The following is a 16,403-nucleotide window of genomic DNA, read 5'->3' on the forward strand; positions in this document are numbered from 1 at the left end:
TGGTGGACACCCGGCGCCTGGCCGACTGCTTCCCCGCGGTCGACTACTTCGAGAACAGCGGCCTGCCCTTCGTCATCGCCCTCAACGGCTTCGACGGCAACCAGCCGTACTCGCCGGACGAGGTGCGCGAGGCCCTCCAGATCGGCCCCGACACCCCGATCATCACGACGGACGCCCGCCACCGCGCGGACGCCAAGAGCGCGCTGATCACGCTCGTGGAACACGCCCTCATGGCGCGCCTGCGGTAGCACTGCCGCGCAGTCGGCAAGAGAAGGGGGTGCCCTCTCCGGTTCGGAGAGGGCACCCCCTTTTTCCTGTTGCCTTCCGCCCCGGCTCCCCCGTGGCCGCACGCCGAAGGGGGCCCACCCGGGCGGGTGGGCCCCCTTCAGGGACGTACGGGCTCAGTGCCAGCTGTGCGGGGCGTGGAAGCCGGGTTCGCGTTCCAGGCGGCGCCAGCCCGCCTTGGCGCGGGCCCGGTGCGTGGCCGAGGGTGCCGGGCGGGCCGCGGCGCGGGCCATGAGGACGGCCGTGATGGCGGCGACCTCCTCGGGCTCGGCATGGCCCTTCTCGACGCGGATGTCAGGAGTACTCATGGATGTCAGTCTCCGGGAGAGGTAGGTCCGCGGGATTGCCGCGGCGGGTCCGCTGGGTTACTGCGGGGGGTTGCCGTGCTTGCGCGAGGGCAGGTCGGCGTGCTTGGTGTGCAGCATCGCCAGGGACCTGATCAGTACCTCGCGGGTCTCCGCGGGGTCGATGACGTCGTCGACCAGGCCGCGCTCGGCCGCGTAGTAGGGGTGCATCAGCTCGGCCTTGTACTCCTTGACCATCTTCTGACGCATGGCCTCGGGGTCCTCGGCCTCGGCGATCTGCCGGCGGAAGATGACGTTGGCCGCGCCTTCCGCGCCCATCACGGCGATCTCGTTCGTCGGCCAGGCGTAGGTCAGGTCGGCGCCGATCGACTGGGAGTCCATGACGATGTAGGCACCTCCGTACGCCTTGCGCAGGATGAGCGAAATCCTCGGCACGGTCGCGTTGCAGTAGGCGTACAGCAGCTTCGCGCCGTGGCGGATGATTCCGCCGTGCTCCTGGTCGACACCGGGGAGGAACCCGGGGACGTCCAGGAACGTGACGATCGGGATATTGAAAGCGTCACACATCTGGACAAAGCGTGCAGCTTTTTCGCTCGCCTCGATGTCCAGCACACCCGCCAGGACCTGGGGCTGGTTGGCGATGATGCCGACGACCTGGCCGTCCAGCCGGGCGAGGGCGCAGATGATGTTGCGGGCCCAGCGCTCGTGGACCTCCAGGTACTCGCCGTCGTCGACGATCTCCTCGATGACCTTGGCCATGTCGTACGGCCGGTTGCCGTCGGCCGGGACCAGGTCGAGCAGGACGTCGCCGCGGCGGTCCAGCGGGTCGGACGAGTCCACCCGGGGCGGGTTCTCGCGGTTGTTCTGCGGGAGGAGCGAGAGGAGGTAGCGCACCTCGGCGATGCAGGTCTCCTCGTCGTCGTACGCGAAGTGGCAGACGCCGGAGGTCTCCGCGTGGACGTCGGCGCCGCCCAGGCCGTTCTGGGTGATCTCCTCGCCCGTCACCGCCTTGACGACGTCCGGGCCGGTGATGAACATCTGGGAGGTCTCACGGACCATGAAGACGAAGTCCGTCAGGGCGGGGCTGTAGGCCGCGCCGCCCGCGCACGGGCCGAGCATCACGGAGATCTGCGGGATGACACCGGACGCCTTGGTGTTGCGCTGGAAGATGCCGCCGTAGCCGGCGAGCGCGCTGACGCCCTCCTGGATGCGGGCTCCCGCGCCGTCGTTCAGGGAGACCAGCGGGGCACCGGCCGCGATGGCCATGTCCATGATCTTGTGGATCTTGGTGGCGTGGGCCTCGCCGAGCGCACCGCCGAAGATCCGGAAGTCGTGGGCGTAGACGAAGACCGTGCGGCCCTCCACCGTGCCCCAGCCGGTGATGACACCGTCGCTGTACGGCTTCTTGGCCTCCAGGCCGAATCCGGTCGCCCGGTGCCGGCGCAGCTGCTCGACCTCCTGGAAGGACCCGGGGTCCAGGAGCAGCTCGATCCGCTCCCGCGCCGTCAGCTTGCCCTTGGCGTGCTGCGCCTCGGTCGCCTTCTCGCTGGGGCCGGCGACGGCCTGGGCACGAATCTCGTGCAGCTCGGCGACCCGTCCGCGCGCGTCCGTCGGCTCGCCGGTCGGCTCACCCGTCGTCTCTTCCAAAACGGTCATGTAGTGACCATACGAAGGACACCGAGGAAAGCGAGCCGTTGACTCTGTACAGTCTCCGGCCCGTTTTCCTGGTAGCAGTGAACAGAACCATCCCCGCATGCAGCCGTTCCGACTGCTCAGGAGGCCGGACAGTTGTAGGTGTGCCACAAAGACATCAGGCGAGAGCCACCTCACATTCGTGGGTGGAACATGCCATCCCCGGAGTGACACGGAGCCTCAGACGGCCGTCCCCCGAAAGGACCTCGACACTGTCGTCGGCCCGTACGACGGCACGCACGGGACGGTCCCAGACCAGTTCGAGCGGGGCTCCGGTGCGGGGCGGCTCGCTGACGCAGAGGGTGGCCGTGCGGCTCCGGCGGACGACGAGCACGCTCGCGCCGGCGGAGACGGTCAGCTCCCCCACCGTACCGGCCCGCCAGAAGGTGGCCGCGGTCAGCCCCAGGCGGGGTACGGCGACGGCCTGGCGGACGGTGTCGTCGGCGAGGACGGACAGCCAGCGCGGGTCGGCGGCCCGGGCGGCGGTCTCGGCGCGGGAGGCGCCGGGCAGGACGACGTAGGCGTGGCGGGCGCCGGCCGGATCGGTGCCGTGGTCGAGCCACAGCGTCTGCCAGCGCCGGGTGCGCCGCTCGTCGTCACTGGTGCTGTTGATGTCGGACCAGGCGCCGGTGCGGTCCTCGCGCAGGGTGCGCAGGGCCGGCCCGCGGAGCAGGACCCAGCCGCCGTGGCCTTCCAGGTGGGCCCAGTTCCGGCCGCGTACGAACCTCTGGGTGCCGTTCTCGCCCAGGTTGCGGTTGTCCACGACGGTCTCGACCGGGACGCCGTCGGCGCAGCTGATCCCGGCGCCGAGGCAGACGACGGCGTCGGGGAGGAAGAACCAGGACGTGCGGGCCTCCAGAGTGGAGCCGAGGCCCTTGAGGTGCTGTCCCACGGCGGCGCAGGTGCCGTCGGTGGTGCCGCCGACCCAGCGGACGTCCGGCCTGGGGGCGCCCCACTCGCCGCCGGCCCGGTCGGCGAGCCGCCGGGTCGACACGGTGGTGCCGGGCAGCCGGTACCAGTCGACGGTGGGCCAGTACCAGTCCGTGTACTGGTCGCCGCCGCCCTGCGGCCACCAGGCGAGCATGCCGGAACCGGTGTGCCAGCCGCGCGGGTTCTCGCCGTTGCCGCACTCGTAGTGGGCGATGCGGTCGCTGGCCATGGCGAGGGCGGCGGTGAAGCGGGGGGCGCGGTGGACCGCGCGGTCCATGGCCGGGAAGAGGCGGTGGCCGAGGGGTTCGGGGGTGGCGGGGCCGGGTGCCCGGGCGATGGCATGAAGCCGCGCAAGGTCGGCCACCCCGAACTGGGGTGACGTCAGCACCGGTGCGACGGTGTCCCGCTGGATCCAGCCCCTGACGAGGCCGTGCCACCGCTCCCGCTCGGTCTCGCTCGCGCCGCCGGCGAGGAGGGCGACGGCGGCGATCAGGGCGTGCCCGTGGTAGTGGTCGCTGCGCATGACGTCCAGGTCGTCGCCGCGCAGGTGACCCCGGCTGATGGCGCGGCCGTTGACGCAGTCCATCACCAGCCCGTCGTGGACGAGGGGCGCGAAGGCGTGTTCGACGGCGTCGAGGACGTGTCGCCGGGCGGGGTCCGTCACCTGCCACTCCGAGCCGGCGAGCAGCGCGAACAGCCGCCCGAGGCCGTCGAGCAGGACCTGTCCGTAGGTGCCCGTGTAGGCGACCGCGGTGTGCTGGACGAAGGAGCCGTCGGCGTAGAGCCCGTCGCCCCGGGTGACGTACGGGAAGACCGGTGAGAGCGCGTCCCGGGCGAGGGAGATCCGGCCGCCGTCCCGGCCGAGGACGCCGCGCAGGGCGACCGAACGGCACAGGTCGACACGGTTGGCGCCGGTGGAGGTGCCGGAGTAGTCGGTGAGCATCGTGTCGGGGACGAAGTGGTCGACGGCCGCGCAGGCCGCCGCGATCCGGTCCGGGCCGAGCCTCTCGTACAGGGCGGCCGTGATGTCCGTCAGCAGGCGGGGGCTGCCGATCTGCCACTCCCACCAGTTGCCGTAGCGGGTGGTGCCGGGGTGGTAGACGGTGGCGGAGAGGTGGTCGAGGCCGCGCAGCACGTCCGCGAGGAGGCCGGGGTCGGCGGTGGAGCCGGTACCGTCCTGGGCGTAGGCCTGGGTCATGGTCCACAGGCGGCCGTAGCTGAAGGTGATGCCGGACGGCGGGTCGAAGGGGTGTCCGGGCCAGAGGGAGGCCGGGGCGGGAGCCATGGTGGCCCGGAAGTCCCGGGCCCGCGCGCCGAGTTCCGCCAGCCGCGAGGCGTACGGTTCGGTACCGGGGTCGTAGCCCGTGCCGAGCGCGATGCCGAGCCAGCGGCGGCGCAGCACGTCGTACGGGTCGTCGGCCGCCCGGGCGCCGGGCGCGGGGGCGGCGGCGAGGGCGGCGGCCAGCAGCAGTGCGCGTCGGGTCATGCCCACGGGGCCGGTCACCGCCCTCTCCCGCCGGCTCAGCAGCCGCCGCAGTTGTAGTACAGGACGTCCCAGTGACTGCCCTCGTCGGCGTAGATGTTGCCGGAGCCGGACTTGTACTGCGGGGCGCCGTCACCGCGCAGGCCGATGTACGTGAAGGTGTTCTTGACGTACGACGTCACGCACGTGTTCTTGCCGTAGTCGAGCTTGTAGCCGTTCCAGTGGGAGTAGGTGCCGGAGGCGTGGCCGGTCTCGGTGCCACCGGTGATGTTGAGGGCGCAGCCGCTGACCCCCTTGAGGGTCTGGGCGCCCTGGGCGGTGGCGAGGTTGAGCTGGTCGAAGGACGTACAGGTGGCGTTGTTGCGGTCGGAGCAGTTGCCGGAGGACGACCAGGTGATGCCGGCGTTGCGGAACATCTGGGTGGCGGTCGCGTGACTGATCTTCGTGACGGCGAACGCGTCGGTCGCGGTGCCGACGACGGCGACACCGGGGGCGACGACGAGGGCGAGCGCGGTCAGGGCGGAGCGGATCCTCATGGGGGTACCTTCCTGCGGTGGGCCGTGCTTCCTGGGGGGCGGCTGTGCAGGTGGTGCAGCCAGATGGTGCCCGAGCGCGAGGGGCGTGCGCCAGAGGGCGCACGCCCGGAGGTGGTACCTCACCCCGGAGCCTCGAACTCGCACCACACGACCTTGCCCGGGTTCCGCTCCCCCACCCCCCACCCCCCACTTGTCCGCCAGCGCCGACACGAGCAGCAGTCCGCGGCCGCCCTCCGCCTCCGGATCCGCCTCGCCCAGCCGGACGGTACCGGGGCCGCTGTCGTGCACCTCCATCCGCAGCCGGTCCTCGCCGCGCGCGAGATCCAGCCGGACGGAGAATCCCCTGCCGGGCGGCACACCGTGCAGCAGCGCGTTGGTCGCCAGCTCGCTCACGCACAGCAGCACGTCCTCCGCCCGCCGCCGCAGCCGCCGGTCCGTCGGCACCGCCCGGGTGAACTGCCGCGCGGACCCGACCGACCTGCGGTCCTTCCGGAAGAACGCGACGCGTGTCTCGAGGGGTTGGGTTTCCTGGTTCATGCGACGATAGTCACGGAGCGTGACTACGGTGGACCACCGGGTGAGGTCGTAGAGACATCCTCTACGACTCCACTACGAGGACTTCCGCTCGGCACGGGGGAATCGCAGACGCATGCCCAAGAAAGTCGGTACCTGGCAGGCGGTCGGCGCGCTGGTGGCGCACTACCGGAAGAAGGCACGCCTCTCGCAGGAGGCGTTGGCCGGGCGTTAACCGTGCTGCTGGAGAAGCTGCCCGTCCGAGACCGGATCGTGCAGTTCGCGCAGGGGCTGGTGGATCACGAGCAGGAGGCGGTGAGCATCCTGTCGTACCAGACCCAGATGGTGCCGGTACTGCTCCAGACTCGGGAGTACTGTCTGGCCGCCTTCGACTCCCGCTGTCCAGCGCTCGGAAGTGAGACGGCCGAGCAGTGGGTGAACGCCCGCCTGGACCGGCAGTTGATCTGGCAGCGGGACCGGCCGCCCGTGGGGCACTTCGTGCTGGAGGAGAGCGTCCTGCGGCGCGACGTCGGCGGTCCCGAGGTCATGCGGGCGCAGATCCGGCAGATCCTGGAGTGCACCGCGCCGATCCACACGAGCGTGCAGATCATGCCCATGACCCGTATGCCGCACGCCGGGCTCGCGGGCCCCATGACCCTGCTGGAGACGCCCGAGTTCGAGCGTCTGGTGTACCTGGAGGTACAGCGCGCCAGCTTCCTGATCGACGACCCCGACGAGAGCGTGCGCCTGCTGAATGGACTGCTAGGAGAGTCATGAACACCGCAGCAGCACTCGCATGGTTCAAGTCGAGCTACAGCAGCAATGAGGGCGGCGACTGTCTCGAACTCGCCTGCTCCTGGCGCAAGTCAAGCTACAGCGGAAGCCAAGGCGGCGACTGCGTCGAGGTGGCCGCCCACCTCGCCACCGTCCACATCCGTGACTCCAAGGCCGCTCCCGCCGGGCCGGTCCTCACCCTCTCCCCCGCCACCTGGAGCGAGTTCCTGGACGGCCTCGCCCGCTGACACGGTCAGACCAGCAGCGCGGCGGCCTCCCGGCGTGCCTGGCGCAGCCAGGACGCGCGTGTCTCGTCCGCCGAGTCGGTGACCGTACGGAAGACGACCCGGCGGACGTCGGCGACACCCACGTACGGCAGGACGCACGCCGCCCAGATCTTCTGCAGCGGGTCGCCGAACTCGCTCTCCTCGCGGTCGGCGGGGGTGTCGGAGGTGTTCAGGACGAGTGCCCGGCCGGCCCTCAGCAGCCCGGCGGGCTCTCCGTCCGCGGTGCCCAGCTTGTACGCGACACCGGGCGCGAGCACACGCTGCACCCAGCCGGTGAGGACGGCGGGCGGCATGCCCCACCAGTTCGGGTGGACCAGCACCAGGGCGTCGAGGGTGGCCACCTCGGACCGGTGCAGCTCCACCTGGGCGTCACGGGCGGGGGTGGCCGACCGGACCGTTCCGGTCTCGTCGGCGGTCAGTGCCGGTGCGAAGCCCTCGGCACAGAGGTCGTGCGCGAGCACGTCGCACCCCCGGTCGCCCAGTTCCCGCACGACGGCGTCGAACACCGCGTGGTTGAAGCTGCCCGGACGCGGATGCGCCAAGTAGACCCCGATACGCATGATCCCTCCCCCTGACCGACGCCTGATCCTCCCCGATCGGCGCGCCGCCCGCTAGAAGCCCCCGCCGAAGTCCCCGCCGCCACCGCCACCGAAGTCTCCGCCGCCGCCGAAATCGCCTCCGCCGTCGCCGAAGCCGCCACCGAAGTCGCCGGGGTCGAAGTCTGTGCCGGAGACGTCGCCGCCGTCGAAGCCGCCGCCGCCGAAATCGCCGTACCCGGTGCCGTAGTCGGCGGCGTAAGCGGGGCCGGCCATCATGCCGCCCAGCACGGTGCCGACGAGGAGGCCGGGCAGCAGGCCGCCGCCGAAGTAGCCGCCCGCCCAGGGGCCGTAGGCCGGGCCCGCGTCCCAGTAGGGGCGGCGCCCGTACTCGGTGTCGACCTCGCGGACCGCGGGGTCGCGGCCGTCGGCCAGCCGGGCGGCGTCGGCCGCGCACACCGGGACCTGGCGTGGGGCGCCGGCGGGCGGGGTCCAGGTGGCGTCGGTGACCGAGGGGCCGTGGCGGGGGTCGAAGAAGCACGGCGGCCGGCGTTCCGGCAGGGGCCGGCCCTCGCGGCGGGCCGCCAGCCGGGCGAGGGAGAAGCGGCCGTCCTCCAGGGCCTCGGTGACCGTCCGGACGTCCTCGGGGCGGCGCGCCGCGGCCATGCGCTGTTTCGCGGTCTCGTAGGTGTCCAAGGCGCTCGCGTAGTCGGCGCGCATCGCGTCGTCGGCGCCCGGTTCCGAGGGGCGGAAGTCCAGGCGGTCCAGTTCCTCGCCGAACGCGGTGATGTCCTCGTCCACGACGACCCGCAGCCGGTCCAGGGCGGCCCGCTGCTCCTCCTCGCGGCGGCGGCGGTTGCGGCGGACCAGCGCGTACGCGCCCGCGCTGCCGGCCACCACCACCACGCCGGCCGTGATCAGCCCCGTGTCGGAGACGCCGCCGCCGTCCGAGCCACCCCAGCTCTCCGGGGCGTGTCCGCCGATGTTGGCCAGGGCGCGGTCGGTGAAGTCGGTCAGCTGGGCCTTGGCGTCCTCACCCTGGACGCTGCCGACCAGGTTCTTCCGGGCCGTGACCGACATGACGCTCTCGTCGGCGCGGGCGTCGAAGCGGTCGCCGAGGCGGATGCCGTAGAGCCCGGTGATCCCGGTCGCGGCGCGCAGATGGTTGAAGAGGCCCGCGGTGCGGTAGCCGGCCGGAAGGACGGCGACGAACACGGGCTTGTCCGCGTCCTCGATCCGCCGGGCCAGGGTGTCGGCGTCCGCGGCGGACAGCTGGTCCCTGGCCGCCGGGTCGACGTAGACGGGGCTCTCGCGCAGGGCCCGGGCGATCGTGGAGAGGTCGGTGTCCGCCCTCGCCCCGGGCGCGAACGCGGTCGCCACCATCAGGACCAGGACGGCCAGCAGCAGGGCGGGGAGACTCCGGGTCCGCAGGACGTCCTTCATACTTCGAAACTACCCGAAGTCTCCCCGCACCGTTCATCCGTACCGCTGCGGCCTCAGGCCGCGCGGTAGGCCTCCGCCAGTTTCTCCACCGCCCTTCCGTACCTGCCGGTCAGGAGCAGGTGGTCGGCGTCGGCGAAGGGCTTGGCCACGGCCTGGGTGAGGTGGCCGTCCGCCTTGCGCTGGACGAGCAGCCGTGCCGTGTCCACCAGGGTGCGGCCGGCCCGGTCGTCGCCGTGGCGTTCGGCCGCCGCGGCCCGGGCGGCGAGGGAGCGCAGGGTGGCCGCGGAGCCCTTCGGGACCTGGGTGAGGGTGGTCAGGCCCCAGCCGTAGGGGTACTGCGGGTCGTACGACGCGTCACCGACGTTGATCGGCAGCTGCGTCTCCGACTTCGGCCAGGTGACGGGGAGCTGCCCGGTGAAGGGGCGGCGGCCGTAGAGGACGTCGGCGACGCCCTCGCCCTCGGTGCCGGGCAGCCAGGAGGCGACCAGGGCGTCGATCCCCTCCAGCCGGTCGCCGAGGAGCTGCGGGCGGCCGGAGACGATCAGCACCGCGCACTTCATGGCCGCGCAGACCTTGTCCACGGCGGCCTGGTCGGCGGCGGACAGCCGCAGGTCGTGGCCGTTGCCGACGTCGCCGACGCCCTCCGCGTACGGGGTCTCGCCGACGACGACCACGCCGACGTCGTAGCCGCCGGTCGAGGCGGAGGCGTCCTTGGAGTAGGTGACGTCCCCGCCCGCCGCGCGCAGGCCCTGGAGGATGGTCGTGCCGGGCACGGTGTTCCCGGAGGCCCCCTGCCAGGTGAGGGTCCAGCCGCCGGTCTGGTTGCCGATGTCGTCGGCGTTCGACCCGGCGACGTACACCTTCTGCGTCTTCTTCAGCGGCAGCAGTCCGCCGGCGTTCTTCAGCAGCACCTGCGACTCGGCGGCGGCCCGGCGGGCGACCTCCCGGTGTGCGGGCGAGCCGATCCGCGCGGCGCCGGTCGTGTCGGCGTACGGGTGCTCGAAGAGGCCGAGGCGGAACTTCTGGGTGAGGATGCGGGAGACAGCGTCGTCGACGCGTGCCTCGCTGATCCGGCCCGCCCGCACCTCGTCGGTGAGCGTGGTGGTGAAGTCCTTGTAGGTGTACGGCACCATCATCATGTCGAGGCCCGCGTCGACGGACGTGCGGACGTGGGACGCGTAGTCGCCGGGAAGCTGGTCGATGGCGTTCCAGTCGCTGATGACGAAGCCGTCGAAGCCCAGGCGGTCCTTCAGCACACCGTTGATCATGTCGCCGCGGGCGTGCATCTTCACCGCGCCCTTGCCGTCGCCGGCGATGTCCAGGGAGGAGTACGACGGCATCACCGTGCCGACGCCCCGGTCGACGGCCGTGCGGTACGGCGCGAGGTGGACGTCCGCCAGCTGCTCGCGGGTGACGTGGGTGACGCCCTGGTCGATGGTGTACGTCCCGGTGGTCGAGGAGCCGTACGCGGTGCCGCCGTCGGCCACGAAGTGCTTGGCCGTGGCGAGGACCTTGTCGTCGCGCTTCAGGTCCCGTCCGTCGGCGCGGCCCTGGAGGCCCTGGATGACGGTCTCCATGGACTCGACCAGGGCCGGGTCCTCGCCGAAGGACTCGTAGGAGCGGCCCCAGCGTTCGTCGCGGCTGACGCACAGGCAGGGTGCGAAGTCCCAGGGGACGCCGGTGGCGCGGACCTCGGCGGCCGTCACCGATCCGGTCTGCCGGGCGAGTCGCGGGTCACGGGTCGCGCCGATGCCGATGTTGTGCGGCATGACCGTGGCGCCGGACAGGTTGTTGTGGCCGTGGACGGCGTCGACGCCGTAGATCAGCGGGATCTGGAACCGCGTCGCCCGCGTGCGGAGCTGGAAGCCGTCGATCATCCGGGCCCAGGCCTCGGGAGTGTTGGGCGTGGGCGTGGAGCCGCCGCCGGAGAGCAGGGAGCCCAGGGCGTAGGCGGCGATGTCGCTGCCCTGGCCCACCGCGCCGCGCTCGGCCTGGGTCATCTGGCCGGCCTTCTCGGCCAGGGACATCCGGCCGAGCAGGTCCGCGACGCGCTTCTTCACCGGCAACCGCGTGTCGAGGTACGGCAGTCCGTGTGCGCCGACGACGACCTGCGGGGTCTCGGCGGGGGCCTTCGCGCCGGTGACGGTGAGCTTCAGGGGGATCGTCTCGGCGGGTTCGGCCGTCCGGTCCCGTCGGGTGGGCACCTCGACGGTCCGCACGGTGCCGGACGCGGTGCCGGCCGGGAAGGTGAGGGTGCCGGAGACGGGCCTGTAGTCGCTGCCGGGGTCCGCGGTGCCGTCGGCGGTGGCGTAGGTGACGGTGACCGGGGCGGTGAGGGGCTGGGCACCGGTGGTGGCCACGGTGACCTTCACCCTGGCCGTCGCGCCCTCCCTGACCGGGTAGAGGGGTGCGTCGGTGGTGACGGCGGCGCTCAGCGACTGGTCGGCCGTTCCGTACAGCTCCACGTCGTCCAGGGCGAAGTCGCCCTTGGTGCCGGCCGGGAGGGTGACGGCGTAGCCCCACATCTCCTTGAGGCCGAGGACGTGGTCGATGCCGCCGACGGGCTGGTAGTCGGTGCGGTAGGTGAAGTCGGTGAAGGGAAGCTCGATCTGCTTCCAGCCGGTGAAGTCGTCGGTGAAGGAGGTGGTCCAGAGTTCGGAGGCCTCGCCGCCGGCGCCGCCGTCCTTGATCTCGAAGACGGTCTTCCTGCCGTTGTTCCGGCCGTCCCACCAGAAGCGGATGCCCCGGTGGGCGGACCAGTCGTGGGCGGGCGCGGTGGCGGCGAAGTCGTGGGTGAAGCCGCCGTATCCGCTGATGTCGTAGCCGCCGGTGAGGACCTTGCCGCCCTCGGGGGCGTCGGCACGGTCCGTGAGCCGGAGGGTGGGCGGGTCGTCGGTGTCGCCGCCCCAGGTGAAGATGCCCTCGGCGGGCTGGGAGGCGAAGGGGACCTCGCCCTCGAAGCGGTCGACGGGGACGGGGGCTGGTTCGTCCGCGGCTTGTGCGGTCGCCCAGGGCAGCAGACCGGCGACAAGTGCGGCGGAGGCGAGCAGGGCGGTTCTTCGCATTTACCTTCCCTCGGCTCTCTGGTTCACTCAGGGCTTAGATCACGCCGTGAGTTAACTAGGGCCCCGGAGGCCCGTCAAGACGACCCGTCAGCTCCTTCGACCCCGACAGGAAGGGCGACGCACCATGAGGAGAACCCCCCGCACCGTCCGGCTGCTGCTCGCCGGACTGCTCTCCGCCGCCGGCGTCACCGCGGCCGTACCCCCCGCGCACGCGGCCGGCGAACAGGTCACGGCCTGGCTCACCACCACCGACGACTCCGGCGGACGGCACGTCGTCCGCGGCCTCCAGCCGCAGACACCGTTCGCCTTCCAGTCCGGGACGGGCGGTGGCGGCGAGCACATCACCGTGGACGAGAACACCCGCTACCAGACCTTCACCGGCGGCGGCGCGTCCTTCACGGACACCGCGGCCTGGCTGATGAACAGCAGCGGGGCGCTGTCCCGGGCGACCCGGGACGCGACCATGCGCAAGCTGTTCTCGCCCACCGACGGCATCGGCCTGTCGTTCCTGCGCAACCCGATGGGCGCCTCCGACCTCGCGCGCTACGGCTACACCTACGACGACGTGCCCGCAGGCCAGAGCGACCCGACGCTGGCGAGGTTCACCCTCGCGCACGACCTGGCGGACGTCGTCCCGCTGACGAAGCAGGCGCTCCAGCTGAACCCGTCCCTGACCGTGATGGCCTCGCCGTGGACGGCGCCGGCCTGGATGAAGGACAGCGGCTCGCTCAACGGCGGCTGGCTCAAGGCCGAGGACTACGGGGCGTACGCGTCCTACTTCGTGAAGTACCTCCAGGGCTACCGTGACCAGGGCGTCAACGTCTCCTACGTCACCGCGCAGAACGAGCCGACCTGCTGTTCCGGCTACCCGTCGATGAGCTGGAACGCCGACGGGCTCGCGTACTTCACCAAGAACGAACTCCTGCCGAAACTCCAGGCGGCCGGCCTCACCACGAAGGTGCTGGCCCACGACTGGAACTGGGACGTCTACGACTCCTACGCCGCCCGGACCGTGAACGACGCGGCCGTGCGCGCCCACCCCAACTTCGGCGGCATCGCCTGGCACGGCTACGGCGGTGACGTCACCGAGCAGACGGCCGTGCACGACCAGTACCCCACGCTGAACGCCTTCGGCACCGAGCACTCCGGCGGCACCTGGATAGCCGACCAGCAGCGCGAGGACATGAACAACATCATCGACTACACCCGCAACTGGGCGAAGTCGGTGACCAAGTGGTCGCTGGCCGTGGACCAGGACATGGGCCCGCACAACGGCGGCTGCGGTACCTGCACCGGGCTGATCACCGTGCACGACGGGGACGGCGCGAGCGGGACCGTGGACTACACGGTCGAGTACTACACCATGGGCCACCTGACGAAGTTCGTCCGCCCCGGCGCCCAGCGGATCGCCTCCACCGCCTCCGCCACCGTGCCGAACGTGGCCTGGCGCAACCCGGACGGCAGCAAGGCGCTGATCGCCTACAACGGCTCGTCGTCGGCCAGGACGGTGACGGTCGACTGGGGCTCCCAGCACGCCACCTACTCGCTGCCCGGCCGGACCTCGGCGACCTTCACCTGGTCCGGCACCCAGTCCGGCGGCGGCGGCCGGAGCGGGGCCTTCACCGGGCTCGCCGGCAAGTGCCTGGACGTGGCGGGCGGTTCGAGCACCAACGGAACGGCGGTGCAGCTCCACGACTGCAACGGCTCCGCCGCCCAGCAGTGGACGCTGACGGCGGACGGGGCGGTGCAGGCACTCGGCAAGTGCCTGGACGTGACGTCGGCTTCGACGGCCGACGGGGCGAAGGTCCAGCTGTACGACTGCAACGGGACCGGCGCCCAGCGGTGGTCGTACGACGCGGCCACGGGCGACGTGGTGAACACGGCGGCCGGCAAGTGCCTCGACGTCACGGACAACTCGTCGGCCAATGGGGCCCGGATCCAGATCTGGTCGTGCACCGGAGCCGCCAACCAGAAGTGGTCACTGCGGTAGAACGGGCACGGGACACACGGGGGCGCGGGAATCCGCTGCCGCGCGGACCTTTGCCCGAAGAGGACGGTGTGCCGCGCTGCGGATCGGCCGCACGCGGCCCATCGTGGGGGTATGACCACACCGCAGGATCTCTTCCTCGTCACGCTGGACGTCCCCGGCGAGCACCCCGTCGAGCAGGGCGACCTGTCACTGGCGCTCGCCGGGGCGGAGCTGATCGACCTCCTCGGCGTCCGGGCGCTCACCCTGGACGGCGAGCGCATCGTCCCGGGGCCGGTGCTGACCACGGGTGACCGGCTGCTGGACGAGGCGGGGGCGGCACTCGTCCGGGAGGGGCCGCACGAGAGGGTCGAGGACTGGCTGTGGCGGCGGGGCGAGGGCCTGGCCGTGGCCTACCACGACACCCTCCAGGCCGCCGGGCAGCTGGACGGGAAGAGCGGCCACCGCTGGCTGCCGCGCCGCGGCGGGGCCGCGGCGCCGGCCGACACCGCGGCCCGCCGCCACGCGAGCGACCGCTGGGAGTCCCGCGACCCCGTACTCGCCGGGCTCGCCACGGTCCTCGGCATCCAGGACGACCGGCCTGCCGGGGCCGAGCCCGGCGACGAGGCGGTCGTCACCGTGCTGGCCGCGGTCGGCGACGCGGTGAGGGAGCTGGAGGCCGTACGCGAGCGGCGCCGCATCGAGAACATCGCCTTCGACAACATCTGGCGGGCGCCGTGAGCGTCTTCCGGTGCGGGCGGGACTATTCCGCCGGTGCCACGCCCGCCCGCAGCAGGCCGTACGTGTACGCGTCCTCCAGCGCCTGCCAGGAGGCGGCGATGACGTTCTCGGCCACACCGACCGTGGACCACTCGCCCGAGCCGTCGGAGGTGGAGATCAGGACGCGAGTGGTGGACTGGGTGCCGTGCTTGCCCTCCAGGATGCGGACCTTGTAGTCGACCAGCTCCAGCCTGGCGAGCTGGGGGTAGATCCGCTCCAGCGCGACGCGCAGCGCGCGGTCGAGGGCGTTGACCGGGCCGTTGCCCTCGGCCGTGGCGACGATCCGCTCGCTCTTGGCCCACAGCTTGACCGTGGCCTCGTTGGCGTGGATGCCGTCGGGCCGGTCCTCGACGATCGCGCGCCAGGACTCGACGTCGAAGTACTTCAGCGGCCTGCCCTCGACCTCGGCACGCAGCAGCAGTTCGAACGAGGCGTCCGCCGCCTCGTAGGTGTAGCCCTTGAGTTCGCGCTCCTTCACGCGCTCGACCACCCGGCCGACCAGTTCCCGGTCGTCGCCCAGGTCGATGCCGAGTTCCCTGCCCTTCAGCTCGATGGAGGCGCGGCCCGCCATGTCGGAGACCAGCATGCGCATGGTGTTGCCGACCAGTTCGGGGTCGATGTGCTGGTACAGGTCCGGGTCGACCTTGATGGCGGAGGCGTGCAGACCGGCCTTGTGCGCGAACGCCGAGACGCCGACGTAGGGCTGGTGGGTGGACGGCGTGAGGTTGACGACCTCGGCGATGGCGTGGGAGATGCGGGTCGTCTCGCGCAGGCGGCCGTCGGGGAGCACCTTCTTGCCGTACTTCAGTTCCAGGGCCGCGACGACCGGGAACAGGTTGGCGTTGCCGACGCGCTCGCCGTAGCCGTTGGCCGTGCACTGGACGTGGGTGACGCCCGCGTCGACGGCGGCGAGGGTGTTGGCGACCGCGCAGCCGGTGTCGTCCTGGGCGTGGATGCCGAGCCGGGCGCCGGTGTCGGCGAGGACGGTGGCGACGACCGCGTGGACCTGGGCGGGGAGCATGCCGCCGTTGGTGTCGCAGAGGATGACGACGTCGGCGCCGGCCTCGGCGGCCGTACGGACGACCGCCTTGGCGTACTCCGGGTCGGCGCGGTAGCCGTCGAAGAAGTGCTCGCAGTCGACGAACACGCGGCGGCCCCGGCCGCGCAGGTACGACACCGTGTCGCGGACCATCGCCAGGTTCTCGTCCAGCGTCGTGCGCAACGCCAGCTCCACGTGCCGGTCGTGCGACTTGGCGACCAGCGTGATCACCGGGGCGCCGGAGTCGAGCAGCGCCTTGACCTGCGGGTCCTCGGCGGCCGTGGCGCCGGCGCGGCGGGTGGCGCCGAAGGCGACCAGCTGGGCGTGCCGGAAGTCGATCTCCTCCCGGGCACGCGCGAAGAACTCGGTGTCGCGGGGGTTCGCGCCGGGCCAGCCGCCCTCGATGAAGCCCACGCCGAAGTCGTCCAGGTGCCGGGCGATCGCGAGCTTGTCCGCGACGGTGAGGTTGATGCCCTCGCGCTGCGCGCCGTCGCGCAGCGTGGTGTCGAAGACGTGGAACGAGTCGTCGAGCCTGCTGGTAGCCGTCTCGGTCATTATCTCAAGGCTCCTGTTGTGGATCTTCGGTCTTTACCGGAATGACCGGCTCCACCGTTCCTCCCATGGTCCCTCGCGCTCCGCCGCCGGCTGCGGGTGGGCCGGAAAACGAAAAAACCCCTCGCGGGTGCGAGAGGTATGCGCGCGGGTCGAGGACGACGGTGGCCACCCGCACCTGGTCGTACGAGGTGGTCACTGCGGACCGGCGCGCCTG

The 16,403-nt window shown here is 71.8% G+C and carries 12 protein-coding genes and 2 pseudogenes; 5 read left to right on the forward strand and 9 right to left on the reverse strand.

Annotated elements, in window-relative coordinates; translation table 11 throughout:
• Positions 1–248, forward strand: a pseudogene (locus ACF1BE_RS28175) (ATP-binding protein); the annotation flags it as partial.
• A 153-nt stretch (positions 249–401) separates the two neighbouring features.
• On the opposite strand, the gene ACF1BE_RS28180 reads toward ACF1BE_RS28175, so the two are convergent.
• The 5 genes and pseudogenes from ACF1BE_RS28180 to ACF1BE_RS28200 form a co-directional block, all read right to left on the reverse strand.
• Complete coding sequence (locus ACF1BE_RS28180; protein WP_361997141.1) at positions 402–593, reverse strand: acyl-CoA carboxylase subunit epsilon; 192 nt, start codon at positions 591–593, stop codon at positions 402–404.
• 57 nt (positions 594–650) lie between these two features.
• Entirely contained in the window at positions 651–2,246 is a 1,596-nt protein-coding gene (locus tag ACF1BE_RS28185; RefSeq protein ID WP_392201822.1) for an acyl-CoA carboxylase subunit beta, read from the reverse strand.
• Between the two features lie 154 nt (positions 2,247–2,400).
• Positions 2,401–4,698: a polysaccharide lyase 8 family protein gene (locus ACF1BE_RS28190; RefSeq protein ID WP_392201909.1), complete on the reverse strand. Its 2,298-nt coding sequence runs from the start codon at positions 4,696–4,698 to the stop codon at positions 2,401–2,403.
• Positions 4,699–4,733: 35 nt separating this feature from the next.
• Positions 4,734–5,231 (reverse strand): hypothetical protein, encoded by a 498-nt coding sequence (locus ACF1BE_RS28195; protein WP_392201823.1) that lies wholly within the window; start codon positions 5,229–5,231, stop codon positions 4,734–4,736.
• 119 nt (positions 5,232–5,350) lie between these two features.
• Positions 5,351–5,768 (reverse strand): annotated as a pseudogene (locus ACF1BE_RS28200) (ATP-binding protein).
• 213 nt (positions 5,769–5,981) lie between these two features.
• Here ACF1BE_RS28200 and ACF1BE_RS28205 point away from each other — a divergent pair.
• Positions 5,982–6,521, forward strand: coding sequence for a DUF5753 domain-containing protein (locus tag ACF1BE_RS28205; RefSeq protein WP_392201824.1), 540 nt, complete (start codon positions 5,982–5,984; stop codon positions 6,519–6,521).
• Positions 6,518–6,766, forward strand: a complete 249-nt coding sequence (locus ACF1BE_RS28210) for a DUF397 domain-containing protein (protein WP_392201825.1) — start codon at positions 6,518–6,520, stop codon at positions 6,764–6,766. Before ACF1BE_RS28205 ends, ACF1BE_RS28210 begins: the two co-directional genes overlap by 4 nt.
• A gap of 5 nt (positions 6,767–6,771) precedes the next feature.
• On the opposite strand, the gene ACF1BE_RS28215 is transcribed toward ACF1BE_RS28210, so the two are convergent.
• The 3 genes from ACF1BE_RS28215 to ACF1BE_RS28225 are packed head-to-tail and all read right to left on the reverse strand — an operon-like array spanning position 6,772 to position 11,849.
• A complete protein-coding gene (locus tag ACF1BE_RS28215) occupies positions 6,772–7,365 on the reverse strand; it encodes an NAD(P)H-dependent oxidoreductase (RefSeq protein WP_392201826.1) in 594 nt (197 codons plus the stop codon).
• 51 nt (positions 7,366–7,416) lie between these two features.
• Entirely contained in the window at positions 7,417–8,784 is a 1,368-nt protein-coding gene (locus tag ACF1BE_RS28220) for a hypothetical protein (protein WP_392201827.1), read from the reverse strand.
• A gap of 53 nt (positions 8,785–8,837) precedes the next feature.
• Complete coding sequence (locus ACF1BE_RS28225) at positions 8,838–11,849, reverse strand: glycoside hydrolase family 3 N-terminal domain-containing protein (RefSeq protein ID WP_392201828.1); 3,012 nt, start codon at positions 11,847–11,849, stop codon at positions 8,838–8,840.
• 124 nt (positions 11,850–11,973) lie between these two features.
• On the opposite strand from ACF1BE_RS28225, the gene ACF1BE_RS28230 reads away from it, so the two are divergent.
• Positions 11,974–13,839: a ricin-type beta-trefoil lectin domain protein gene (locus ACF1BE_RS28230; RefSeq protein WP_392201829.1), complete on the forward strand. Its 1,866-nt coding sequence runs from the start codon at positions 11,974–11,976 to the stop codon at positions 13,837–13,839.
• Positions 13,840–13,950: 111 nt separating this feature from the next.
• Entirely contained in the window at positions 13,951–14,556 is a 606-nt protein-coding gene (locus tag ACF1BE_RS28235; protein ID WP_392201830.1) for a GPP34 family phosphoprotein, read from the forward strand.
• A 22-nt stretch (positions 14,557–14,578) separates the two neighbouring features.
• On the opposite strand, the gene cimA is transcribed toward ACF1BE_RS28235, so the two are convergent.
• The gene (gene cimA, locus ACF1BE_RS28240) at positions 14,579–16,189 is read right to left on the reverse strand and encodes a citramalate synthase (protein ID WP_392201831.1); all 1,611 of its coding nucleotides are present in this window, start codon (positions 16,187–16,189) and stop codon (positions 14,579–14,581) included.
• Between the last annotated feature and the right edge of the window lie 214 nt (positions 16,190–16,403).

It is taken from the genome of Streptomyces sp. NPDC014991 (assembly GCF_043080665.1).
Lineage (GTDB): Bacteria > Actinomycetota > Actinomycetes > Streptomycetales > Streptomycetaceae > Streptomyces.

Coding starts and splice junctions, on each gene's coding strand:
- ACF1BE_RS28180 (WP_361997141.1), bottom strand. CDS start 593: ATGAGTACTCCTGACATCCGCGTCGAGAAGGGCCATGCCGAGCCCGAG.
- ACF1BE_RS28185 (WP_392201822.1), bottom strand. CDS start 2,246: ATGACCGTTTTGGAAGAGACGACGGGTGAGCCGACCGGCGAGCCGACG.
- ACF1BE_RS28190 (WP_392201909.1), bottom strand. CDS start 4,698: ATGACCCGACGCGCACTGCTGCTGGCCGCCGCCCTCGCCGCCGCCCCC.
- ACF1BE_RS28195 (WP_392201823.1), bottom strand. CDS start 5,231: ATGAGGATCCGCTCCGCCCTGACCGCGCTCGCCCTCGTCGTCGCCCCC.
- ACF1BE_RS28210 (WP_392201825.1), top strand. CDS start 6,518: ATGAACACCGCAGCAGCACTCGCATGGTTCAAGTCGAGCTACAGCAGC.
- ACF1BE_RS28215 (WP_392201826.1), bottom strand. CDS start 7,365: ATGCGTATCGGGGTCTACTTGGCGCATCCGCGTCCGGGCAGCTTCAAC.
- ACF1BE_RS28220 (WP_392201827.1), bottom strand. CDS start 8,784: ATGAAGGACGTCCTGCGGACCCGGAGTCTCCCCGCCCTGCTGCTGGCC.
- ACF1BE_RS28225 (WP_392201828.1), bottom strand. CDS start 11,849: ATGCGAAGAACCGCCCTGCTCGCCTCCGCCGCACTTGTCGCCGGTCTG.
- ACF1BE_RS28230 (WP_392201829.1), top strand. CDS start 11,974: ATGAGGAGAACCCCCCGCACCGTCCGGCTGCTGCTCGCCGGACTGCTC.
- ACF1BE_RS28235 (WP_392201830.1), top strand. CDS start 13,951: ATGACCACACCGCAGGATCTCTTCCTCGTCACGCTGGACGTCCCCGGC.
- cimA (WP_392201831.1), bottom strand. CDS start 16,189: ATGACCGAGACGGCTACCAGCAGGCTCGACGACTCGTTCCACGTCTTC.